The sequence below is a fragment of the Pseudomonas sp. TE9122 genome (genome assembly GCF_056278925.1).
The window spans coordinates 259,880-284,267 of sequence record NZ_JBWBQI010000001.1 but is presented as its reverse complement, the minus strand read 5'-3'; the positions used below and the strand labels follow the sequence as shown (position 1 = coordinate 284,267).

18 protein-coding genes, 2 tRNA genes and 1 rRNA gene are annotated in these 24,388 nt (G+C 60.1%); 12 read left to right on the top strand and 9 right to left on the bottom strand.

The features are described from left to right. Positions 1-10 precede the first annotated feature (10 nt). From ACZ9BE_RS01175 to aptA, 5 genes are all read right to left on the bottom strand, one after another. Positions 11-86 (bottom strand) — tRNA-Ala (locus ACZ9BE_RS01175). Between the two features lie 10 nt (positions 87-96). Beyond that, positions 97-173: transfer RNA gene (locus ACZ9BE_RS01170), tRNA-Ile, on the bottom strand. Between the two features lie 123 nt (positions 174-296). Continuing rightward, positions 297-1,833: ribosomal RNA gene (locus ACZ9BE_RS01165) — 16S ribosomal RNA — on the bottom strand. A gap of 629 nt (positions 1,834-2,462) precedes the next feature. After that, on the bottom strand, positions 2,463-3,956 hold the full coding sequence (locus tag ACZ9BE_RS01160; RefSeq protein ID WP_323621788.1) for a CoA-acylating methylmalonate-semialdehyde dehydrogenase: 1,494 nt from the start codon (positions 3,954-3,956) through the stop codon (positions 2,463-2,465). A 74-nt stretch (positions 3,957-4,030) separates the two neighbouring features. Then, positions 4,031-5,380: an omega-aminotransferase AptA gene (gene aptA, locus ACZ9BE_RS01155; RefSeq protein WP_064362892.1), complete on the bottom strand. Its 1,350-nt coding sequence runs from the start codon at positions 5,378-5,380 to the stop codon at positions 4,031-4,033. 137 nt (positions 5,381-5,517) lie between these two features. Between aptA and ACZ9BE_RS01150 the strand changes: the two genes are divergently transcribed. From ACZ9BE_RS01150 to ACZ9BE_RS01110, 9 genes are all read left to right on the top strand, one after another. Continuing rightward, positions 5,518-6,438 (top strand): LysR family transcriptional regulator, encoded by a 921-nt coding sequence (locus ACZ9BE_RS01150; protein WP_056787796.1) that lies wholly within the window; start codon positions 5,518-5,520, stop codon positions 6,436-6,438. Between the two features lie 119 nt (positions 6,439-6,557). After that, entirely contained in the window at positions 6,558-7,946 is a 1,389-nt protein-coding gene (locus tag ACZ9BE_RS01145; protein WP_476248826.1) for a uracil-xanthine permease family protein, read from the top strand. An 88-nt stretch (positions 7,947-8,034) separates the two neighbouring features. Then, positions 8,035-8,685: a TetR/AcrR family transcriptional regulator gene (locus ACZ9BE_RS01140; protein WP_016771809.1), complete on the top strand. Its 651-nt coding sequence runs from the start codon at positions 8,035-8,037 to the stop codon at positions 8,683-8,685. Positions 8,686-8,692: 7 nt separating this feature from the next. Beyond that, a complete protein-coding gene (locus tag ACZ9BE_RS01135) occupies positions 8,693-9,274 on the top strand; it encodes an IMPACT family protein (protein ID WP_125917571.1) in 582 nt (193 codons plus the stop codon). 612 nt (positions 9,275-9,886) lie between these two features. Continuing rightward, a complete protein-coding gene (locus ACZ9BE_RS01130; RefSeq protein WP_315436067.1) occupies positions 9,887-11,434 on the top strand; it encodes an ATP-binding cassette domain-containing protein in 1,548 nt (515 codons plus the stop codon). A 12-nt stretch (positions 11,435-11,446) separates the two neighbouring features. Further along, positions 11,447-12,553: an ABC transporter permease gene (locus ACZ9BE_RS01125; protein WP_476248825.1), complete on the top strand. Its 1,107-nt coding sequence runs from the start codon at positions 11,447-11,449 to the stop codon at positions 12,551-12,553. Further along, entirely contained in the window at positions 12,553-13,479 is a 927-nt protein-coding gene (locus ACZ9BE_RS01120) for an ABC transporter permease (RefSeq protein WP_150638115.1), read from the top strand. Before ACZ9BE_RS01125 ends, ACZ9BE_RS01120 begins: the two co-directional genes overlap by 1 nt. Before the next feature lie 276 nt (positions 13,480-13,755). Then, positions 13,756-14,442 carry an SDR family oxidoreductase gene (locus ACZ9BE_RS01115; protein ID WP_016771812.1) on the top strand — a complete coding sequence of 229 codons (687 nt, stop codon included), beginning with the start codon at positions 13,756-13,758 and terminating at the stop codon, positions 14,440-14,442. A 257-nt stretch (positions 14,443-14,699) separates the two neighbouring features. Beyond that, on the top strand, positions 14,700-16,058 hold the full coding sequence (locus ACZ9BE_RS01110; protein ID WP_073471861.1) for an 8-oxoguanine deaminase: 1,359 nt from the start codon (positions 14,700-14,702) through the stop codon (positions 16,056-16,058). Positions 16,059-16,182: 124 nt separating this feature from the next. Here the strand turns inward: ACZ9BE_RS01110 and ACZ9BE_RS01105 are convergent, their stop codons facing one another. Next, the gene (locus ACZ9BE_RS01105) at positions 16,183-17,274 is read right to left on the bottom strand and encodes a calcium:cation antiporter (protein WP_041479650.1); all 1,092 of its coding nucleotides are present in this window, start codon (positions 17,272-17,274) and stop codon (positions 16,183-16,185) included. 286 nt (positions 17,275-17,560) lie between these two features. Here ACZ9BE_RS01105 and ACZ9BE_RS01100 point away from each other — a divergent pair, with 286 nt between their 5' ends. From ACZ9BE_RS01100 to ACZ9BE_RS01090, 3 genes are all read left to right on the top strand, one after another. Continuing rightward, positions 17,561-18,634 (top strand): BMP family ABC transporter substrate-binding protein, encoded by a 1,074-nt coding sequence (locus ACZ9BE_RS01100; RefSeq protein WP_016771815.1) that lies wholly within the window; start codon positions 17,561-17,563, stop codon positions 18,632-18,634. 145 nt (positions 18,635-18,779) lie between these two features. After that, a complete protein-coding gene (locus ACZ9BE_RS01095) occupies positions 18,780-19,745 on the top strand; it encodes a 2-oxoglutarate and iron-dependent oxygenase domain-containing protein (RefSeq protein WP_476248824.1) in 966 nt (321 codons plus the stop codon). 80 nt (positions 19,746-19,825) lie between these two features. After that, entirely contained in the window at positions 19,826-20,779 is a 954-nt protein-coding gene (locus ACZ9BE_RS01090; protein WP_024011466.1) for an adenosine deaminase, read from the top strand. A 121-nt stretch (positions 20,780-20,900) separates the two neighbouring features. Here the strand turns inward: ACZ9BE_RS01090 and ACZ9BE_RS01085 are convergent, their stop codons facing one another. From ACZ9BE_RS01085 to ACZ9BE_RS01075, 3 genes are all read right to left on the bottom strand, one after another. Then, on the bottom strand, positions 20,901-22,268 hold the full coding sequence (locus tag ACZ9BE_RS01085) for an MFS transporter (RefSeq protein ID WP_056787772.1): 1,368 nt from the start codon (positions 22,266-22,268) through the stop codon (positions 20,901-20,903). 127 nt (positions 22,269-22,395) lie between these two features. Beyond that, positions 22,396-23,130, bottom strand: coding sequence for an ArsR/SmtB family transcription factor (locus tag ACZ9BE_RS01080; RefSeq protein WP_041479646.1), 735 nt, complete (start codon positions 23,128-23,130; stop codon positions 22,396-22,398). 317 nt (positions 23,131-23,447) lie between these two features. Beyond that, positions 23,448-24,377, bottom strand: coding sequence for a LysR family transcriptional regulator (locus tag ACZ9BE_RS01075; RefSeq protein ID WP_252879382.1), 930 nt, complete (start codon positions 24,375-24,377; stop codon positions 23,448-23,450). Positions 24,378-24,388 lie beyond the last annotated feature (11 nt).

Below are 24,388 nucleotides of genomic sequence, written 5' to 3'. Positions count from 1 at the left end.
AAGCAGTTTATGGTGGAGCCAAGCGGGATCGAACCGCTGACCTCCTGCGTGCAAGGCAGGCGCTCTCCCAGCTGAGCTATGGCCCCATAACAAAATTGGTGGGTCTGGGCAGATTCGAACTGCCGACCTCACCCTTATCAGGGGTGCGCTCTAACCAACTGAGCTACAGACCCAATTTCGAGCTTGTAACTGTTAGCTCAGAGCTATCAGCTTGGAGCTTAAAGCTGCTTCTATCGTCTTCTTCAATGAATCAAGCAATTCGTGTGGGAGCTCATGCAGCAGCTGATGTCGTCGATTAAGGAGGTGATCCAGCCGCAGGTTCCCCTACGGCTACCTTGTTACGACTTCACCCCAGTCATGAATCACACCGTGGTAACCGTCCTCCCGAAGGTTAGACTAGCTACTTCTGGTGCAACCCACTCCCATGGTGTGACGGGCGGTGTGTACAAGGCCCGGGAACGTATTCACCGCGACATTCTGATTCGCGATTACTAGCGATTCCGACTTCACGCAGTCGAGTTGCAGACTGCGATCCGGACTACGATCGGTTTTATGGGATTAGCTCCACCTCGCGGCTTGGCAACCCTTTGTACCGACCATTGTAGCACGTGTGTAGCCCAGGCCGTAAGGGCCATGATGACTTGACGTCATCCCCACCTTCCTCCGGTTTGTCACCGGCAGTCTCCTTAGAGTGCCCACCATTACGTGCTGGTAACTAAGGACAAGGGTTGCGCTCGTTACGGGACTTAACCCAACATCTCACGACACGAGCTGACGACAGCCATGCAGCACCTGTCTCAATGTTCCCGAAGGCACCAATCCATCTCTGGAAAGTTCATTGGATGTCAAGGCCTGGTAAGGTTCTTCGCGTTGCTTCGAATTAAACCACATGCTCCACCGCTTGTGCGGGCCCCCGTCAATTCATTTGAGTTTTAACCTTGCGGCCGTACTCCCCAGGCGGTCAACTTAATGCGTTAGCTGCGCCACTAAGAGCTCAAGGCTCCCAACGGCTAGTTGACATCGTTTACGGCGTGGACTACCAGGGTATCTAATCCTGTTTGCTCCCCACGCTTTCGCACCTCAGTGTCAGTATCAGTCCAGGTGGTCGCCTTCGCCACTGGTGTTCCTTCCTATATCTACGCATTTCACCGCTACACAGGAAATTCCACCACCCTCTACCATACTCTAGCTTGCCAGTTTTGGATGCAGTTCCCAGGTTGAGCCCGGGGATTTCACATCCAACTTAACAAACCACCTACGCGCGCTTTACGCCCAGTAATTCCGATTAACGCTTGCACCCTCTGTATTACCGCGGCTGCTGGCACAGAGTTAGCCGGTGCTTATTCTGTCGGTAACGTCAAAATTGCAGAGTATTAATCTACAACCCTTCCTCCCAACTTAAAGTGCTTTACAATCCGAAGACCTTCTTCACACACGCGGCATGGCTGGATCAGGCTTTCGCCCATTGTCCAATATTCCCCACTGCTGCCTCCCGTAGGAGTCTGGACCGTGTCTCAGTTCCAGTGTGACTGATCATCCTCTCAGACCAGTTACGGATCGTCGCCTTGGTGAGCCATTACCTCACCAACTAGCTAATCCGACCTAGGCTCATCTGATAGCGCAAGGCCCAAAGGTCCCCTGCTTTCTCCCGTAGGACGTATGCGGTATTAGCGTTCCTTTCGAAACGTTGTCCCCCACTACCAGGCAGATTCCTAGGCATTACTCACCCGTCCGCCGCTGAATCCAGGAGCAAGCTCCTCTCATCCGCTCGACTTGCATGTGTTAGGCCTGCCGCCAGCGTTCAATCTGAGCCATGATCAAACTCTTCAGTTCAAACATCTTTGGGTTTTTAAGAAACCCTAAACTTGGCTCAGCAATCGTTGGTTACATCTTTGATTTCTCGCGGAGCAACTTGTGATGCTGATAATCTTGTTGACTATCAGTCTGACTGCACAAGCACCCACACGAATTGCTTGATTCAGTTGTTAAAGAGCGGTTGGTTAAGACCTTTCGTCTCAACCGAGGCGCGCATTCTACAGCAGCCTCATTTGCTGTCAAGTGATTATTTTCAGAAGCTTTCGAAGAATTCTTCAACAACTTCAACCACTTGCACTTCCGATCTCTCGTTAGCGGGAGGCGAATTCTACAGCGTTAATCGCTGCTGTCAACACCTCTTTTTCTCCGCTTTCGACCGAGAAGATCGAACCGTTAAAAGAGCCACACATCACTGCTCTTTCAACTCCTTCCAGGCTTCGATAATCTGAAGCAAGCCGCTGTCGAAAACCGCATAACTCTTTGAATATCAAGGAGTTTTCCGTTTTGACTGCGCCGGAAGTGGGGCGAATTATAGACCTCTGGAATCTGCCGTCAACACCTATTTTCATATTTCTGTCATATCGGTCAAAAAGCCCCGAAAACGAGAAGGCCGACCTGAAAGGTCGGCCTTCTGCACATCCAGCTACTTATAAGCTAGGGAATGCGAACTGCGAAGCTTCATGGCTTGCACGCTGCGGCCAGCGCTGGGTGATCGCCTTGCGACGAGTGTAGAAGCGCACGCCATCCGGACCATAGGCGTGCAGGTCGCCAAACAGCGAACGCTTCCAGCCGCCGAAGCTGTGATAAGCCACCGGCACCGGCAACGGCACGTTGACGCCGACCATGCCGACTTCGATCTCGTCGCAGAACAGCCGCGCCGCTTCGCCGTCACGGGTGAAGATGCAGGTGCCATTGCCGTATTCGTGATCATTGATCAGTTGCATCGCCTCTTCCAGGCTGTTCACCCGCACCACGCACAGCACCGGGCCGAAGATCTCTTCTTTATAGATGCGCATCTCAGGGGTGACGTTGTCGAACAGGCAGCCACCGAGGAAGAAGCCGTCTTCATGACCGGCGACGCTCAGACCGCGACCATCGACCACCAGGGTCGCGCCCGCCGCCACACCGTCATCCACATAACCACAGACCTTGTCACGCGCCTGACCGGTAACCAACGGCCCCATGTCCAGACCGCACGAGGTACCCGCGCCGATTTTCAGCGCTTTGATCTGAGGGACCAGTTTCGCCACCAGCGCGTCCGCGACCTGATCGCCAACACACACGGCCACCGAGATGGCCATGCAGCGTTCGCCGCAGGAACCGTAAGCAGCGCCCATCAGCGCACTCACCGCATTGTCCAGATCGGCATCCGGCATCAGTACCGCGTGGTTCTTCGCGCCGCCCAGTGCCTGAACGCGTTTGCCGCGCTTGGTGCCTTCGGCGTAGATGTATTCGGCAATCGGTGTCGAACCGACGAAACTCAGCGCTTTGACTTCCGGCGCTTCGATCAACGCGTCCACCGCTGTCTTGTCACCATGGACCACACTCATCACGCCTTTCGGCAACCCTGCTTCCAGCAGCAACTGAGCGATCAGCAGCGTCGAGCTTGGATCGCGCTCGGATGGCTTGAGGATGAAGCAGTTGCCGCAGACGATCGCCAGCGGGTACATCCACAGCGGGACCATGGCCGGGAAGTTGAACGGGGTGATACCGGCAACAATCCCCAACGGCTGGAAGTCCGACCAGGCATCGATGTTCGGGCCGACGTTGCGGCTGTATTCGCCCTTGAGGATTTCCGGGGCGGCGCAGGCGAACTCGACGTTCTCGATACCGCGCTTCAATTCACCGGCGGCATCTTCCAGGGTCTTGCCGTGCTCTTCGCTGATCAGTTGCGAGATGCGCGCTTCGTTCTGCTCCAGCAGTTGCTTGAAGCGGAACATCACCTGGGCGCGTTTGGCCGGTGGCGTATTACGCCACGCAGGAAACGCAGCCTTGGCGGCATCGATGGCTTTCTGAATGGTGGCCTGGCTGGCCAATGGCAGTTTATGGATCGCCTGGCCGGTAGACGGGTTGAACACATCCACCGCGCGACCGTTCTCGGTCACCAGTTCGCCATTGATCAAATGCGGGATAACGCTCATCGAACACTCCTGAATTCTGGTCCGCAGGCGCCGTGAGAGACGCCGGCACTTTTGTACATATATAGAGGGAAAAATCAGTCGAGCTTGTTCAGCACTTCGCCGACCGCGTCGAACAGACGATCGAGGTCTTGCGGCTTGCTGTTGAAGGTTGGGCCGAACTGCAGGGTGTCGCCGCCGAAGCGTACGTAGAACCCGGCTTTCCACAAGGCCATGCCCGCTTCGAAAGGACGCACGATCGCGTCGCCGTCACGCCCGGCAATCTGGATCGCGCCAGCCAGGCCATAGTTGCGGATGTCGATGACGTTCTTCGAGCCCTTCAGACCATGCAGCGCGTTTTCGAAATGCGGCGCGACTTCGGCGACGCTCTGCACCAGGTTTTCCTTTTGCAGCAGGTCGAGTGCGGCAAGGCCAGCGGCACAGGCCACCGGGTGTGCCGAATAGGTGTAGCCGTGAGGGAATTCCACGGCGTATTCCGGCGTCGGCTGGTTCATGAAGGTCTGGTAGATCTCGGAGCTGGCAATCACCGCGCCCATCGGGATCGCGCCGTTGGTGACTTGCTTGGCGATACACATCAGGTCCGGGGTCACGCCGAAGCTCTCGGCGCCGAACATCGAACCGGTGCGGCCGAAACCGGTGATCACTTCATCGAACACCAGCAGGATGTTGTGCTGATCGCAGATCTCGCGCAGACGCTTGAGGTAACCCTGCGGCGGAACCAGTACCCCGGCGGACCCGGCCATCGGTTCAACGAACACCGCAGCGATATTGGAAGCGTCGTGCAGTTCGATCAACTTCAGCAGTTCATCGGCCAAAGCGATACCGCCCTGCTCCGGCATGCCACGGGAAAACGCATTGCTCGCCAGCAGCGTGTGTGGCAAGTGATCGACGTCCATCATCGCCTGACCAAACAGTTTGCGGTTGCCGTTGACGCCGCCGAGGCTCGTGCCGGCGATGTTCACACCGTGGTAGCCACGGGCGCGGCCGATCATCTTGGTCTTGGTCGCCTGACCTTTCAGACGCCAGTAGGCACGCACCATTTTCACCGCAGTATCGGCGCACTCGGAACCGGAGTCGGTGAAGAACACGTGGTTCAGGTTGCCCGGGGTCAGTTCGGTGATTTTCTCTGCCAACTGGAACGACAACGGATGGCCGTACTGGAAACCCGGTGAGTAATCGAGAGTGCCCAGCTGTTTCGAAACGGCTTCCTGAATTTCCTTGCGGGTGTGCCCGGCGCCGCAGGTCCACAGACCGGACAGCGAGTCGTAGATCTTGCGGCCCTTGTCATCGAACAGCCAGCTGCCTTCAGCGCCGACGATCAGCCGCGGGTCGCGCTGAAAGTTGCGGTTGGCGGTGTACGGCATCCAGTGCGCGTCCAGCTTCAGTTGACTGGCCAGTGGCGACGGCGCGTTTTCAGGCATGTTCATCGGGCAAAACCTCGCAGGGCATAAGCGTCAGGGAGATGGAAAGCGTTGTTGCAGCTAAATTGCCACGGCGATAAAGTCGGTGAAATCCAACTCTTCTAACCTTCAGTTAGATCATCGCTAAACAAAGAGAACAAAAAATGAGCAGCCGCCGCGCCGATCCACTGGCTCAGGTCAGTGACTTTGATATCCGTCTGCTGCGGATTTTTCGCAGTGTCGTGGAATGTGGCGGCTTCTCCGCAGCGGAAACAGTGCTCGGCATCGGCCGTTCGGCGATCAGCCAGCAGATGAGCGATCTGGAACAGCGCCTCGGCTTGCGCTTATGCCAGCGCGGCCGGGCCGGGTTTTCCCTGACCGAGGAAGGTCGTGAGGTGTATCAGTCGGCACTACAGCTGTTAAGTGCACTGGAGAGTTTCCGCACTGAGGTCAACGGCCTGCACCAACACCTGCGCGGCGAGCTGATCATCGGCCTCACCGACAACCTCGTCACCCTGCCGCACATGCGCATCACCCATGCCCTCGCGCAGTTGAAGGAGCGCGGGCCGGACGTACAGATCCAGATCCGTATGATTGCACCGAACGAAGTTGAACAAGGTGTGCTCGACGGGCGCCTGCACGTTGGCGTGGTGCCGCAGGCCAGCGCCTTGTCAGGACTGGAATATCAGCCGTTATACAGCGAGCGTTCGCTGCTGTATTGCGCGGTGGGTCATCCGCTGTTTTATGTCGACGACAAGCAACTCGATGATCAACGCCTCGACAGTCAGGACGCGATTGCGCCGACCTTTCGTTTGCCGGCGGAGATTCAGGCGCACTATCAGGCGCTCAATTGCACTGCCAGTGCCTCTGACCGTGAGGGCATGGCATTTCTGATTCTGACCGGGCGCTACATCGGTTATCTGCCGGATCACTACGCCAGCCTTTGGGTGCAGCAGGGGCGTTTGCGTGCGCTCAAGGCCGGCACGCGTTTTTACGATTTGAGTCTGGCATCGGTCACGCGCAAGGGGCGGCGCCCTCATTTGGTGCTGGAAAGTTTCCTCGAGAGTCTGGCCGCGACGCGATAGATAAGCGCGCAGAGCCCAGCCCGGTAGGGCCTCATCGACAGAATCCAGGAATAACCTGAGCAAGTGGACAGGTTTTTGCAGTGAAGGGCTGACTCGTCCTTCAACAAGAAGCCAAAACCATGCAGCCAGATCCCGATTCGTCCAGTGAACTGATCTACGGCCTCAACGACCGCCCCAAACCACTCGCCGCCATTCTCGCCGCACTGCAACACGTGCTCGCCAGTTTCGTCGGCATCATCACCCCGCCACTGGTGATCGGTTCCGCGCTCGGGCTGACCGCGCATCTGCCGTACCTGATCAGCATGGCGCTGATGGTCTCGGGCGTCGGCACTTTTATCCAGGCGCGGCGACCGTTCGGCATTGGCGCGGGGATGATCTGTCTGCAAGGCACCAGTTTCGCGTTTCTCGGCGCGGTGCTGTCGGCCGGGTTTCTGGTCAAGCAGCGCGGCGGCAGCCCGGAAGATATCCTGGCGATGATTTTCGGCGTGTGCTTTTTCGGCGCAATCGTGCAGATTGTACTCAGCCGCTTCATCGGTCAGTTGCGCCGCGTGGTGACACCGCTGGTGACCGGCATCGTCATCACGCTGATCGGCATCAGCCTGATCAAAGTCGGCATCACCGATCTGGGTGGCGGCTTCAACGCGCCGGACTTCGGCGCGCCGGGCAATCTGGCCTTGGGCGTGTTCGTGCTGCTGACGATCATTCTGCTCAACCGTTCGAACACGCCTTGGGTACGACTGTCGGCGATCATCATCGGACTGGTGCTCGGCAGCCTCGCGGCGTGGTTCAGCGGGAAACTGGTCCCGCAGCCGTTGCCTGACTTGCCACTGGTGAGTTTTCCTACGCCGTTCAAGTTCGGATTCAACTTCGACTGGACCGCTTTCCTGCCGGTCGCGCTGATTTATCTGATCAGCACCATCGAAACCGTCGGCGACCTCACCGCCAATTGCATGCTAGCCCGCCAACCGATCAGCGGCCCTTCTTATATAAGCCGCTTGCGCGGTGGCGTGCTCGGTGACGGCGTGAGCTGCATGATCGCGGCGACCTTCAGCGCCTTCCCCAACACGACGTTCGCGCAAAACAATGGCGTGATCCAATTGACCGGTGTTGCCAGCCGCTACGTCGGCCTGTACATCGGCGCGATCCTGTTTTGCCTCGGCCTGTTCCCGATGATCGGTGCGGTGCTGCAACAGATCCCGAAACCGGTGCTCGGCGGTGCGACGCTGGTGATGTTCGGCGCAGTGGCGGCGGCGGGCGTACGCATTCTCGCGCAGTCACCGCTGGACCGGCGCAGCATGTTGATCATCGCCACTTCGTTCGGCGTCGGCCTTGGCATCGCCGCGCAACCGAACCTGCTGCACCTGTTGCCGAAACTGGTGCAGAACCTGTTCGACTCGGCGATCACCAGCGGCGGGTTGACGGCAATCTTCCTTTGTCTGTTGTTGCCGGAAGGCAAAACCGCCGAGACAAAAAGCCCCGCGTCATTGAACAAGATCGAACAGGCGTAACTGTTTTTCCGCGCAAGGACTTGTCGGATGCCTGTGGGTGCGCTATCAACGCAACTGGTTGCACCCACAGACAATCCCGGAAGTGCCTATGACCTTTGAAGTCCCAGCCCACGGCGGCAAACCCGCCAGCCGCATTCGTCAGAAGAACGAAGAGACCATTCTCAAAGCCGCCGAAGACGAGTTCGCCCGTCACGGGTTCAAAGGCACCAGCATGAACACCATCGCGCAGAATGCCGGGCTGCCCAAGGCCAACCTGCATTACTACTTCACCAACAAGCTCGGTTTGTATGTGGCGGTGCTGAGCAACATCATCGAGTTGTGGGACAGCACCTTCAACACCCTCACTGCCGAGGATGACCCGGCCGAAGCGCTGACCCGCTACATCCGCGCGAAGATGGAATTCTCCCGGCGCCAGCCACAGGCTTCGCGAATCTTCGCCATGGAAGTGATCAGCGGCGGCGAATGCCTGAGCGAATATTTCAATCAGGATTACCGCACCTGGTTCACCGGGCGCGCGGCGGTGTTTCAGGCGTGGATCGATGCGGGCAAGATGGATCCGGTCGATCCGGTGCACCTGATCTTCCTGCTGTGGGGCAGCACCCAGCATTACGCCGACTTCGCCACGCAGATCTGCCGCGTCACCGGGCGCAGCAAGTTGACCAAGCAGGACATGGAAGACGCCGGCAACAACCTGATCCGCATCATTCTCAAAGGCTGCGGCCTCACTCCTTCTCTATAAGACGTTTATGCCTTTCACCCTCAGCGGTTTTTGCGAGTACCGCGAAGAGATTCGCAAAAGCCGCTTCATCACTCTGGCGACGCCGATCAGCAGCCCCGCCGATGCGCAGGCGTTTTTCGAGCAGCACAGCGATTTGAATGCCACGCACAACTGTTGGGCGTGGAAACTCGGCGCGCAATACCGCAGCACTGACGACGGCGAGCCGGGCGGCACCGCAGGGCGCCCTATTCTCGCGGCGATCGAAGCGCAGGACTGCGATCAGGTCGCGGTGCTGGTGATTCGCTGGTACGGCGGCATTCAACTGGGCACTGGCGGCCTGGCCCGGGCCTACGGCGGTGGCGCCAACAAGTGCCTGCAAGCGGCGGAAAAAATCGAGCTGATCAGCCGCGTGCCGCTCAGTTGCGCCTGCGGATTTGCCGAGTTGGCGCTGGTGAAGTTGCGCGTGGCGGATCTCGGTGGATTGGTGGTGGAGGAAAACTTCACGGCCAATGGGGTTGAGTTGAAATTGGCGGTAGGAGAAGCGCAGATCGAAGTGCTGCAAAGTCAGTTGGCGGATCTGAGCCGTGGGCGGATTTTGTTGCAGCGTTGAGAGTGGAAGATCAAAAGATCGCAGCCTTCGGCAGCTCCTACAGGGTGATCGCATTCCACCTGTAGGAGCTGCGGAACGCTGCGATCTTTTTGGGGCATTACATGCATTCCATTTTCTGCCGACTTGCCCACATCGGCTGTGCACCCGACTGTGGATAACCTGAGCACATACCGCTGTAACCCTTCTGTCATGCGGCTTTGCGCGATTTGTTCACTTTTCGTTCAATTGATCCGACGAAACGAAAAATCAGCGTAAAAACAGATAGTTAACATCGTTTATCACCATTAGAAGAAAGCATCGCAGTGCTTATGCCCGACCTCGGCGCTTGCGCACAATTACTGTGGAACAACCTGTGGATAAGCCGTTCATGACCGTCGCTGTCGCTGGATCTGCCTAGGCCCCAAGTGATTGCTCGTTTTTTAACCAACGTAGCACGAGCAAAACTGGAGCCTGTTCAATGGCTTTGCGCTGAATTGGTGCTCGATAGAAAGACAAAACGCCCGCCGATGCGCTGCTGTCGGCACTTGCGGACCGGCTCCGCAAGCGTTCCTGACTCAATGGCCAGGAAATTGCTTTATCCACAGGCACAACTCCAAGTCAGTCGAGCCTGTCATGTCCATCGCCCCTTCCCCGCCGCGCCTGCAACTGCGCCAGATCAGCAAACGCTACCCCGGTTGTCTGGCCAACGACGCCATCGACCTGAGCATCGCGCCGGGTGAAATCCATGCCCTGCTCGGTGAAAACGGCGCGGGCAAAAGTACGTTGATGAAGATCATTTACGGGGTCACCCAGTGCGACAGCGGTGAAATGCTCTGGCAGGGGCAGCGCGTGCAGATCCGCAACCCGGCACAGGCGCGGCAGTTGGGCATTGGCATGGTGTTCCAGCATTTCTCGCTGTTCGAAACCCTCAGCGTCGCGCAGAACATTGCCCTGGCGATGGGCGCGGCGGCCGGCACGCCGAAACAACTGGAGCCGAAGATTCGCGAAGTATCGCGACGTTACGGCATGGCGCTGGAGCCGGAGCGACTTGTCCACAGCCTGTCGATCGGCGAGCGGCAGCGGGTGGAAATCATCCGTTGCCTGATGCAGGACATCCGCCTGTTGATTCTCGACGAGCCGACCTCGGTGCTGACGCCGCAAGAGGCGGACGAATTGTTCATCACCCTGCGGCGCCTTGCCGACGAGGGCTGCAGCATTCTGTTTATCAGCCACAAGCTCGGTGAAGTGCGGGCCTTGTGCCACAGCGCCACGGTGCTGCGCGGCGGTCGGGTAGCCGGGCATTGCCTGCCGGCGCAATGTACGGATCAGCAACTGGCACAACTGATGGTCGGCGAAGCGGCGGGATTGATTGGCGAGTATCCGAAGGTCAGCGGTGGCGCGGCGTTTCTGCAGGTGCAGGGTTTGAGCTGGCACAACCCGGATCCGTTCGGTTGCTCGCTGACAGACATCGACCTGCAAGTGCGCAGCGGTGAAATCGTCGGCATCGCCGGGGTCGCGGGCAATGGTCAGGATGAGCTGCTCGCCCTGCTCAGTGGCGAACAAACCTTGCCCCGGGCGCAAGCGGCGACCCTGCGCTTCGCCGAGCGAAACGTCGCTGAGCTGCGCCCGGACGCGCGGCGCAAACTCGGTCTGGCCTTCGTGCCGGCCGAACGCCTCGGCCACGGCGCGGTGCCGGAGTTGAGTCTGGCCGATAACGCCCTGCTCAGTGCTTTCCAGCAAGGACTGGTGAGCCACGGGTTGATCCAACGCGGCAAAGTCGAAACCCTCGCGCAGCAGATCATCCAGCGTTTCGGCGTGAAGACCCCGGACACGCAAACCGCTGCGCGCAGCCTGTCCGGCGGCAACCTGCAGAAATTCATCCTCGGCCGGGAAATTCTTCAGCAACCGAAACTGCTGATCGCCGCGCACCCGACCTGGGGCGTCGACGTCGGCGCCGCCGCCACCATCCATCGCGCCTTGATTGCCCTGCGCGATGCCGGCGCGGCGATTCTGGTGATTTCCGAAGACCTCGATGAGCTGTTCCAGATCAGCGATCGCCTCGGCGCGCTATGCGGCGGGCGTCTGTCGGCACTGCAAGACACCTGCCTTACACAACTGAGCGATGTCGGCGCGTGGATGGCCGGCCAGTTCGATCACTCACCTCGCACCGCCTCGGTTTAACGGAGTTTCAACATGCTGCTTTCCCTCGAACCCCGTGGCCAGGAATCGCGCCTGATGCTGTGGTGCTCGCCGTTATTGGCGGCGGCGCTAACCCTCGGCTGCGGCTCGCTGTTGTTCATCGCGCTGGGCCACGACCCATTGCAAACCTTGCACACACTGCTGATCGCGCCCGTCAGCGATTTGTATGGAGTGTCCGAATTGCTGGTCAAGGCGCTGCCGATTCTGCTCTGCGCACTCGGCCTGGCCGTGGCCTATCAGGCGCGGATCTGGAACATCGGCGCCGAAGGCCAACTTCTACTCGGCGCGTTGGCCGGCAGTGCTCTGGCAGTGAACGTTATCGACATGCAAAGTCGCTGGGCGCTGGTGCTGATTCTGCTGACCGGCACGCTGGCGGGCGCCGCATGGGCCGGGCTCACCGCATGGCTGCGCACGCGCTTCAACGCCAATGAGATCCTTACCAGCATCATGCTCAACTACATCGCGCTGAACTTGCTGCTGTTCTGCGTGCACGGGCCGTTGAAGGATCCGGCGGGCTTCAATTTCCCGGAGTCGGCGATGTTCGGCGACGCCAGTCGTTTGCCGCTGCTGCTGGAGGACGGCCGCGTGCATGCCGGGGTGTATTTCGCCCTGCTCGCGCTGGTTGCGGTGTGGGTGTTGTTGCAGAAAAGCTTTATCGGCTTCCAGATCAAAGTGCTCGGGCTGGACAAACGTGCGGCAGGTTTTGTCGGCTTTCGCGAGAAGCGCCTGATCTGGCTGGCGCTGTTGATCAGCGGTGGTCTGGCCGGGCTCGCCGGGGTCTGCGAAGTGACCGGGCCGATCGGCCAACTGGTGCCCCAAGTGTCGCCGGGCTATGGCTACGCAGCGATCACCGTGGCGTTCATCGGGCGGTTGAATCCGCTCGGTATTCTGTTCTCCAGTCTGCTCATGGCGCTGCTGTACATCGGCGGCGAGAGCGCGCAGATGTCGCTCAATCTGCCGCAAGCGATCACCCAATTGTTCCAGGGCATGATGCTGTTTTTCCTGCTCGCCTGTGACGTGCTGATTCTCTATCGGCCACGCCTGAAACTGCGCTGGAGCCGGCGCGCCTCGACCCCTGCCGTAACCGCCGGAGCGCTGTGATGGATATCGATCTGTTGAGCAATATTTTCTATGCCATGGTCCGCTGCGGCACGCCGCTGTTGCTGGTGGCATTGGGTGAGTTGATCTGCGAGAAAAGCGGCGTCCTCAACCTCGGCCAGGAAGGCATGATGCTGTTCGGTGCGGTGATCGGTTTTATCGTCGCGCTGAACAGCGGCAACCTGTGGCTGGGTGTGCTGTTGGCGATGTTAGCCGGGATGTTGTTGTCGTCACTGTTTGCCCTGGTCGCGCTGGTGTTCAACGCCAATCAGGTGGCCACCGGGTTGGCGCTGACGATCTTTGGTGTCGGACTTTCGACGTTTGTCGGCGCGGCATGGGTGGGTAAGCCGCTGGCGGGTTTCGAGCCTCTGGCGATTCCGTATCTGAGTGAGATCCCGCTGATCGGGCGGATGCTGTTTGCCCAGGATCTGCTGGTGTATCTATCGTTCGCGCTGTTTGCGCTGGTGGCGTGGGTGATCATCAAAAGTCGTGTCGGCCTGATCATTCAAGCGGTCGGTGAAAACCCGGATGCGGCCAGCGCGATGGGTTTGCCAGTGCTGACCGTGCGTACCTTGGCGGTGTTGTTCGGCGGAGCAATGGCCGGGCTGGCCGGGGCTTATCTGTCGCTGGCGTACACGCCGATGTGGGCGGAAAACATGACCGCCGGGCGCGGCTGGATTGCCCTGGCGCTGGTGGTGTTTGCCAGTTGGCGGGTGTGGCGGTTGTTGCTCGGGGCGTATCTGTTTGGCCTCGCCAGCATCCTGCACCTGGTGGCACAGGGATTGGGACTGGCGATACCTTCGAGCCTGCTGGCGATGCTGCCGTATTTGGCGACGATCTTGGTGCTGGTGTTGCTGTCCCGCGATGCCGTACGCACTCGGTTGTATGCGCCGGTTTCGTTGGGGCAGCCGTGGCAATCGGGACATTAGTTGATGTCAGAGCGGGCCTCTTCGCGAGCAGGCTCGCTCCCACAGGGGATCTGAGTGAACGCGGGCATATGTGGGAGCGAGCCTGCTCGCGAAAGCGTCCGCACAGGCAACACTTGAACCACGCCTCATGATTGTTTCTGATCAAACACCCTCGAGAAACTCAAGACGCCTGGAGTATGCTCCGGGATCAAAGCCTGTTTTCGCCAAGCGCTGCAACTGTGGCGCGGTCAGGCGTGTCCATTGAATCCTGAATGCTGACTTTCAAGGAAACCCATCATGTCTCAGGCAAAAAACGCACTGATCATCGGCGCCTCCCGCGGCTTGGGCCTCGGTCTGGTGAAGACCCTGCTGGGCGATGGCTGGCAAGTCACCGCGACGGTGCGCAATCCGCAGAAGGCCGAGGCGCTGCAAGCGCTGGGTGACGTGCGCATCGAGAAGCTCGACATGGACGATCAGCAAGCGGTGATCGCTCTGAGCCAGAAGCTCAAGGGCGAAACCTTCGATCTGTTGTTCGTCAACGCCGGGGTCAAAGGCCCGGACGTGCAGACGCCGGGCGGCGCGACCCTGGCCGAGGTCGGGCAGCTGTTTTTCACCAACGCGGTGGCGCCGATCAATCTGGCCCAGCGTTTCGTCGGGCAGATTCGCGACGGCAGCGGCGTGCTGGCGTTCATGAGTTCGGTACTCGGCAGCGTGACCATGCCCGACGCGCCGGAACTGGCGCTGTACAAGGCGAGCAAGGCGGCGCTGAATTCGATGACCAACAGTTTTGTCACGCAACTGGGCGAGCAGAAACTCACCGTACTTTCGCTGCACCCGGGCTGGGTGAAGACCGACATGGGCGGCGAAGGCGCCGATCTCGACGTCGAGACCAGCACCCGCGGGCTGATCGATCAGGTCAATGCGTTTACCGGCAAGGGCGGGCATCACTTCGTCAATTACAAGGGTGAAACCATTCCCTGGTAAGCACTGATAATCCCGATGTGGGAGCGAGCCTGCTCGCGAATACGATCTGTCAGGTAAATCTGTATCGACTGACATGACGCCTTCGCGAGCAGGCTCGCTCCCACAGGGGGATGATGGTGAATGGTCGGGTGGCGCTTGCCCGATGGGGCGATTTGTTTGAAACTGCGCGCCTCGTCCTTCGCGGCGACCCTGGATCAGCAGACAGGGCAACACTGAGCTGGCAACCCTGAACCCAACTTTCAGAGGAGCCGGCCACAATGCCTGCGACCCGTACCTGGTTAAAAAATCCCCTCGCCATTTTCACCTCCAACGAGCTTGATGCCCGTGGCGGCCTTGTCGTGCAAGACGGTGTCATCGTCGAAGTCCTCGCTGCCGGTCAGCAGCCGTCGGCGCCGTGCAATGAAGTGTTCGATGCCCGCGAGCATGTGATCCTGCCGGGCCTGATCAACACTCACCATCACTTCTATCAAACCCTGACCCGCGCCTGGGCGCCGGTGGTCAATCAGCCGTTGTTTCCATGGCTGAAGACCCTGTACCCGGTATGGGCGCGGCTGACGCCTGAAAAACTCGCCCTCGCCACCAAAGTGGCGCTGGCTGAGTTACTGCTCTCGGGTTGCACCACGGCTGCCGACCATCACTATCTGTTCCCGGACGGTCTGGAAAACGCCATCGACGTGCAGGTCGAAACGGTGCGCGAACTGGGCATGCGCGCCATGCTCACACGCGGCTCGATGAGCCTTGGCGAGAAGGACGGCGGTCTGCCTCCACAACAAACGGTGCAGGAAGGTCAGGTGATTCTCGACGACAGCCAGCGGCTGATTCACGAGTATCACGAGCGTGGCGATGGCGCACAGATCCAGATCGCTCTGGCGCCATGCTCGCCATTCTCGGTGACCCCGGAAATCATGTCGGCCAGCGCTGATCTGGCGAACAAGCTCGATGTGCGTCTGCACACCCACCTCGCTGAAACTCTCGATGAAGAAGACTTCTGTCTGCAACGCTTCGGCCTGCGCACCGTCGATTATCTGGATAGCGTCGGCTGGCTCGGCCCGCGTACCTGGCTGGCCCACGGCATCCATTTCAACCCCGACGAAATCGCCCGCCTCGGCCAGGCCGGCACCGGCATTTGTCACTGCCCAAGCTCGAACATGCGCCTGGCGTCCGGCATCTGCCCGAGCATCGAGCTGACCGACGCCGGCGCGCTGTTCGGTCTTGGCGTCGACGGTTCGGCGTCCAACGATGCCTCGAACATGATCCTCGAAGCGCGTCAGGCCCTGTACATCCAGCGCCTGCGTTACGGCGCCGAAAAGATCACCCCGGAGCGCGTACTGGGCTGGGCGACCAAAGGTTCGGCGAGCCTGCTCGGCCGCACTGACATCGGCGAAATCGCCGTGGGCAAACAGGCGGATCTCGCGTTGTTCAAGCTCGATGAACTGCGCTTCTCCGGTAGCCATGATCCGATTTCGGCGTTGCTGCTGTGCGGCGCTGACCGAGCGGATCGGGTGATGATCGGGGGCAAGTGGCGTGTGGTCGATGGGCAGGTTGAAGGGCTGGACCTGAAAGGTCTGATTGCCGATCACAGCCAGGCGGCCCGGCAGTTGATCGCAGGGACCTGACTCACCGCCGTTCAAAACTGTGGGAGCGAGCCTGCTCGCGAAGAGGGAGTGTCAGACAACATGTTTGTCGGATGACACACCGCTTTCGCGAGCGGGCTCGCTCCCACATGGGTATCTGCCAGCCCTATAGGCCCAGTAGGGACAGCATGATGAATGTGGCAAACAGCACAAAGTGCGTCATGCCCTCAATGGCGTTGGTCTCGCCGTCATTGAGGTTGATTGCGCTGACGATCAGGGTGATGAAGATCATCACCGTTTGCACCGGGGTCATCGCCATTTGAAACGGCTGGCCGGTGTACAGCGCCATCGCTTCCATCACCGGTACGGTCAGAATCACCGTCGACAGTGACGCCCCCATCGCAATGTTGACCACCGACTGCATGCGATTGGCCAGCGCCGCTCGTAATGCGGTGAGAATCTCCGGCGCGGCGGAAATCGCTGCCACCAGAATCGCCGTGATTACCGGCGGCGCGCCCGTGCCTTCCAGGCCCAGATCGAGGGTCTTGGACATCACCTCGGCCAGTGCGCCGATGATCACCACCCCCGACACCAGAATGCCGACCGACAGCGCCAGGCTGACCGGTTTCGGCTCCTGCTCGACCGGCTCCTTTTTGCGACGTTTGTCCGGATAGCTGTAGCTGAAAAAGTAACTGTGCGGGCCGACCTGCATGCGCAGGAACAGCGCGTAGAGCACCATCATCGCGCCAATGGTGAACGCCGAATACATCTTCCAGTTGGCCTCGGGAATGAATTCCGGGACCACCATCGACACCCCCATCGCGGTGAGGATCATGACGCTGTAGCTGCGCGCCGAATCGTCGTTGTAGGACTGTTCGCCGTGTTTGATCCCGCCCATCAAAGCGGCGAGGCCGAGGATGCCGTTGATGTCGAGCATGACCGCTGAATAGATCGTGTCGCGCACCAGCGTCGCCGAGGCCTCGTTGCTCATCATGATCGCCAGGATCACCACTTCGACCAGCACTGCCGAGAGTGTGAGGATCATCGTGCCGTAGGGATCACCGACTTTTTCCGCCAGCAGTTCGGCGTGATGAGCGACGCGCATTGACGCGGCGACGATGAAGGCAATCAGCAGCAGACCGCCGCCCAGCGCGACGATCTGGCCGCTGTGCAGCAGCCAGTGTTCCAGTGGATAAGCGACGCACGCGGCAAGGACTGCCAGCAGCAGGAAGCTTTCTTGTTTGAGGATCGAGAGCATGACGGGCCTTTTGCCGAAAAGAGCTGATGAAGCTACTGACTGCCGAGCGCCGCTAACGTTTCGTTACATCTCTGCGCACCACGCGATGGCAGCTGGATTCAGGCATGCACTTTTATTGGCCTTGCCGGCCTCTTCGCGAGCAGGCTCGCTCCCACATTGAAATGCGTCCCTGTGGGAGCGAGCCTGCTCGCGAAGGCCGCACCGCGTTTTCAAATGAGTTTGTTGTCCTGTTGGTCAGCAATTTGCATTGGCCCTGAGCACACACAACAAAATGGAGTTCGGGTTCATGCCAATACGTCCGCTGCACAAACTGCTGTACGCCGCCATCGGTCTGGGAATCAGCCTGAGCGCCAGCGCTGCCGATCCGCTGAAGGTCGGTTTCGTCTACATCGGCCCGATCGGTGACCACGGCTGGACGTATCAGCACGAACAGGGGCGCAAGGCCCTGGCGGAAAAACTCGGCACGCAGATCACCACCAACTACGTGGAAAACGTCGCCGAGGGCGCCGACGCCGAGCGGGTGATCCGCAACATGGCCAAGGACAAATATGACCTGATCTTCACCACGTCTTTCGGCTACATGAACCCGACAGTGAAAGTCGCCAAGCAATTTCCCAAGGTGACGTTCGAACACGCCACCGGTTACAAGCAGGACAAGAACCTCGGCACCTACCTGGCGCGCACTTACGAGGGCCGTTACGTCGGCGGTTTCCTCGCGGCGAAGATGACCAAGACCAAGAAGATCGGCTACGTCGCCTCGTTCCCGATTCCGGAAGTGATCCGCGACATCAACGCCATCCAGCTGGCCCTGAACAAGTACAACCCTGGCACCGAAATCAAAGTGGTGTGGGTCAACTCCTGGTTCGATCCGGGCAAGGAAGCCGACGCCGCCAACGCGCTGATCGATCAGGGCGTCGACGTGGTGTTCCAGCACACCGACAGCCCGGCGCCGATCCAGGCTGCCGAACGGCGCGGCGTGTATGCCGTGGGCTACGCCTCGGACATGGCCCACTTCGGCCCGAAAGCGGTGCTGACCTCTATCGTCAACGACTGGGCGCCGCACTACATTCAGGCGACGCAGAGCGTGATCGATCACACCTGGAAATCCCAGGATTACTGGGGCGGGTTGAAGGAAGGCACGGTGGAACTGCCGATCAGCGATCTGGTGCCGGCGCCGGTGAAAGCCGAAGCCGAGCAGTTGATCGCCGACATCAAGAGCGGCGCATTGCAGCCGTTTACCGGGCCGATCAAGGATCAGGCCGGTGTAGAAAAAATCCCGGCGGGCGTGAGCGCGACCAATGCGGAACTGGCTTCGATGAATTATTACGTTGAGGGCATGAAGGCCGAGATGCCGAAGTAGTCCCCCGATTCACCACACAAAACCCTGTGGGAGCGAGCCTGCTCGCGAAAGCGGTGTGTCATTAAACAAAAATGTTGTCTGACACTCCCTCTTCGCGAGCAGGCTCGCTCCCACATTGGAAACACAGCGTATTCAAGGATTGTGTATGGATCAGCTTCCGATCATTGATATCAGCCCGCTCTATAGTGACGACGAAAACGCCTGGCCTGCGGTGGCCGAACAAATCGACCAAGCCTGCCGCGAGTGGGGCTTTTTCTACATCAAGGGCCATCCGATCTCGGCGCAACGCATCGACGATCTGCTCGATCACGCCCAGCGCTTCTTCGCCTTGCCCGCCGCAGAAAAACTCAAGATCGACATCACCCAGACCCGCCATCATCGCGGCTACGGCGCAATTGCCACCGAGCAACTGGACCCGGACAAACCCAGTGACCTCAAAGAAACCTTCGACATGGGCCTGCACCTGCCGGACGAGCATCCCGAGGTGCTCGCGGAAAAACCCTTGCGCGGCCCCAATCGGCACCCGGCGCAACCCGGCTGGGAAGCCCTTATGGAGCAGCATTACCTCGACATGCAGGCGCTGGCGCAAACCCTGTTGCGGGCGATGACCATTGCGCTGGGCATCGAGCGCGACTTCTTCGATACGCGTTTTGTCGACCCGGTCAGCGTGTTGCGCATGATCCATTATCCGCCGCGTCACACCGCCAGCTCCGTCGAGCAGCAAGGCGCAGGTGCCCATACCGATTACGGCTGCATCACCCTGCTCTATCAGGACAGCGCCGGCGGTTTGCAGGTGAAGAACGTCAAAGGTGAATGGATCGACGCGCCACCGATTGACGGCACGTTCGTGGTCAACCTCGGCGACATGATGGCGCGCTGGAGCAACGACCGTTATCGCTCGACGCCGCACCGGGTGATCAGCCCGCTGGGCGTGGATCGCTATTCGATGCCGTTCTTCGCCGAACCGCACCCGGACACGCGCATCGAATGCCTGCCCGGCTGCCAGGACGCGCAGCATCCGGCGAAATATCCGACCACCACCTGCGCCGAATTCCTGCTGTCGCGTTTCGCCGATACCTATGCCTATCGTCGCGAGCAAGAGGCGGTTTGATCGATCACCTGGTCAGGTTTTGCCAATTGTTGCGGCCAGCCTCTGTAGAATGCCGGCATTGCACCTGATGAGAAAAGACTATGTACGACTGGCTCAACGCCCTGCCCAAAGCCGAACTGCACCTGCATCTGGAAGGTTCGCTGGAGCCTGAACTGCTCTTCGCCCTGGCCGAACGCAACAAGATCGCCCTGCCGTGGAGCGACGTCGAAACCCTGCGCAAGGCCTACGCCTTCAACAATCTGCAGGAATTTCTCGACCTGTATTACCAGGGCGCCGATGTGCTGCGCACCTCGCAGGATTTCTACGACCTGACCTGGGCCTACCTGCTGCGCTGCAAAGCACAGAACGTGATCCACACCGAACCGTTCTTCGATCCGCAGACCCACACCGACCGGGGCATCCCGTTCGAAGTGGTGCTCAACGGCATCGCCGCCGCGCTCAAGGATGGCGAGACGCAACTGGGCATCAGCAGCGGTTTGATCCTCAGCTTCCTGCGCCACCTCAGCGAAGACGAAGCACAGAAAACCCTCGATCAGGCGCTGCCGTTCCGTGATGCGTTTGTCGCGGTCGGGCTCGACAGTTCCGAGATGGGCCACCCGCCGAGCAAGTTCAAACGCGTCTTCGATCGCGCCCGCGACGAAGGCTTCCTCACCGTCGCCCACGCCGGTGAAGAAGGCCCGCCGGAGTACATCTGGGAAGCCATCGACCTGCTGAAAATCCAGCGCATCGACCATGGTGTGCGCGCCATCGAAGACGAGCGCCTGATGCAGCGGATCATCGACGAGCAGATCCCGCTGACTGTGTGCCCGCTGTCGAACACCAAGCTCTGCGTGTTCGATCACATGTCGCAGCACAACATCCTCGACATGCTCGAGCGCGGCGTTAAGGTCACGGTCAACTCCGATGACCCGGCGTATTTCGGTGGGTACGTGACCGAGAACTTCCATGCGCTGCACGAGCATCTGGGCATGACCCAGGATCAGGCCAAGCGCCTGGCGCAGAACAGCCTGGATGCGCGGTTGGTAAAACCGTAAGCAACACCGCAAAACCAATGTGGGAGCGAGCCTGCTCGCGAAGAGGGAGAGTCAGTCAACATTTACGTTGAATGACACACCGCTTTCGCGAGCAGGCTCGCTCCCACATTCATATCGATGTTCACTCGGTAAGCTCTTCCAGGGTCTTGCCCCGCGTCTCCATCCCGAACAGCCACACCACGCCCGCCGCGATCGCAAAGCACGCCGCGCCCAGCGCGAACACCCCGCCCTGCCCGGTAATCGGGAACACCAGCCCGGTCACCAATGGCCCGAGCAGAGAGCCGACGCGGCCGATGGCCGAGGCGAATCCCGAGCCGGTTGCCCGTGCGGACGTCGGGTACAGCTCCGGCGTGTAGGTGTAGAGCACCGCCCACATGCCGAACAGGAAAAACTGCATCAACAATCCGGTGCCGATCAGCAGCGCCACGTTACCGCCGAACACCGCGCTCTGCCCGTATAGAAACGCCATCACCCCGCCGCCCAGCAGGGTGACGATGCACACCGGTTTGCGCCCCCAACGCTCGACCAGCCACGCCGCCATGAGGAAGCCGGGAATCCCGCCGAGCGAGATCAGCACCGTGTAATACACCGATTGCGTCACGGCGAAACCCGACTGCTGCAGCAATGCGCTGAGCCAGGAAGTCAGCCCGTAGAAACCCAGCAATGCGAAGAACCACAGACTCCAGATCATCGTTGTACGCTGGCGATATTGCGGCGACCAGATCTGCTTGAGTGCCGAGAAGAAATTACCCGGTGGCGTCACCGTGCGTGGCAAACGAACCGGTTCCGGCAAGGCTGCACCGCAGAGCGAAGCACGCACTCGCGCTTCGATGCCGTTCAACACCTTGTCCGCGTCGACGTCGCGCCCGGCCTGTTCCAGCCAGCGCGGCGACTCAGGGATGAAAAAGCGGATCGCCAGAACGAACACCGCCGGCACCGCCAGTACCAGGAAGATATCGCGCCAGCCAATCAGCGGCAGCAGGAAGTACGAGAGTACGCCCGCCGCGACAAACCCCAGCGGCCAGAAGCCGTCCATCAGGGCGATGTAGCGCCCGCGCCGTTGTGCTGGAATCAGCTCCGAGAGCATCGACTGTGCGATGGGAAACTCCATGCCCATGCCAATTCCGAGCAGGATGCGAAACAGCGTCAGCGTCTCCACCGTTTGCGCCGTCGAACACAGGTAACTGGCCACGCCCCACAACACGATGCTCCACTGAAACACCGGTTTGCGCCCGAAGCGGTCGGCGAGCATCCCTGACAACGACGCCCCGAGCACCATGCCGAAAAAGCTCGAACTGGCCAGCAACCCCGCTTGCGCACTGCTCAGGCCGAACTCGGCTTTGATCGAGCCGAGCAGGAAAGTCATCATCGCCAGATCCATGGAATCGAAGAAAAACGCCAAGGCGATGATGATGAAAATGACGCGGTGATAGCCGCTGAGCGGCAGCCGTTCCAGGCGTTCAGCCGCACTAAAGCGTTGTGTATTCATGTTGTGCTCCCCCATCCGGAAAATCCCCGGATCGAGTGTGCGCGATGGTCATACAGAGGTCGTACTGGATGCGACCTGTTCACAGCCGTGGACGACGTCAGCCTTCAGCTCATCGCCGAGCAACGCTCTAGAACGCTGTTTCCAGCTCGGTTTCCTTGGCAAAGCGATGGATTTCGCGCTGGCCGGTGGCGGTCAACTGCAAGGCGCGGGAATCGTTGGGCAAGGTCAGCCAGCCGGACTGCATGAACAACTGCAACAGCGCCGCGCCCAGTGAGCCGCCCATGTGCGGACGGCGCTCGCTCCAGTCCGGGCAGGCGCAGGCGACCTGCACGTTGCGGTGGGCCAGGGCCTGGATGAACACTCCGCGCTGCGCCAGTCGGGTGGAGCCCTTGTGCGTCACCACCACCCGCTGCTCAAGCTGTTCGATCCAGCCGGCGTCGAGCAGGCGCTGATACAGGTCGGCCGCCAGGGTGCCGCCCAGATGATCGTCGCAGAACCGCGCGCGCAACAGCGAAGACGGCGCCGCCTGCGGCCTGACCATGGGAGTCGTGCGTTTCAGCGCATCAGGGATTTGCCGTGGCGCGCTGGCAATGGTGGCGCTGGCCAGTGCTTCGATCGCCGCGCCGATTTCCGGTGCCGCCAGGCGAAAGAAGCGTTTGCGCCCACGCATTTCGATGTTCAACAGCCCCCCTGCGGACAGGCGTCCCAGATGCGCACTGGCCGACGACGGCGAGAGCCCGGCCAGCAGCGCCAGCTCTTCGGCTTGCCGCGCCGAGCCATCCATCAACGCCCACATCATCGCGCTGCGCTTGGGGTCGGCCAGCAATGTCGCGATCTGGCTGATGCACGGTGCATGTTCCATATGTTCACTCCCTGTTGAATCGTATCGTCTACCGCTCGGAGACATCCTGGCCGGTTATGGGGCATCGGCCAACACGCGAAAATCGCCCGGGATCGGTGGCAAGGGATGCCACCGACACCAGCTGCTCCGGCACACAACCTGGCAGCAGAAGTAGCAACCGTCACCAAAAGCCGGCAACGCGTTACGGGGTCTGCGCGCCGGGTGTCAGTGCAGGCATGAGGCGGGCGCTAGTATAAGCGGGTTAAGCCAGACGTCCTGCGCCTGGGCCTGGGCAGGTGGCGATTGTTCCTGACAGAAATTTCTCTAATTGCCTGCGACTAATGATCAACTTTGAGGAAACCGGGAAATTGGCTACTCAATTCGGCGCATCGGCTGGCGAGCATCTCCCTCAGCAGGTTCACCGGCTTACTCAATTGTGCGCGATGGGCGCACAACAGATTCAGCGGTGCGCGCTCACACAGCAGTTCCGGCATCAGCACTTTGAGGCGTCCGGCGAGCACATCGGCGCCGACGTCGAGCCAGGACTTGTAAGCGATACCGGCACCGGCCAGCGCCCATAACCGTACTACGTCGGCGTCATCGCTGAAGCGGTCGCCACTCACGGTCAGGCCGACTTCGCGCTTGCCATCGTGAAAACTCCAGTGGTCGTGGACGCGGCTGCCGAGCATGTACAAAAGGCAGTTGTGCTGGGCCAGTTGCTCGAGCTGGCGCGGCTCGCCCTGCCGGGCCAGGTAATCGGGGGATGCGCACAACACCCGGCGATTGTGTGGGGCGATGGGCAAGGCGATCAGGCTGGAATCTTCCGGCTCGCCGTAGCGCAGGGCGATGTCCACCGGTTGCCGGAACAGGTCGGCGATGCGGTCGCCAAGCAGCAGGCGCACCGTCAGCTTCGGGTGTTCACGCTGGAACGCGTCGAGCCACGGCAGCAGCAGATTGCGGCCGAAGTCCGAGGGCGCTGAAAGCTGCAAAATCCCGCTGACCTGATCCTGTCCGCTGGCGAGCAGGCGACGCCCTTCGTCGAGATTGCTCAGGGCGGCGCGGGCATATTCAAGAAAGCCTTCGCCCTCGGCGGTCAGGCGCAGGCTGCGGGTCGAACGCGCCAGCAGCCGCGCACCGAGTTGCTGCTCGATGCGCTTCAACGCCGCGCTGGCCACCGCCGCGGACATGTCCATCACCCGTGCCGCCGCCGACAGGCTGCCCAGATCCGCCGCGCGAACAAACAACTGCAAGTCATCAAAACGCAGCATGCGCAGCCTCC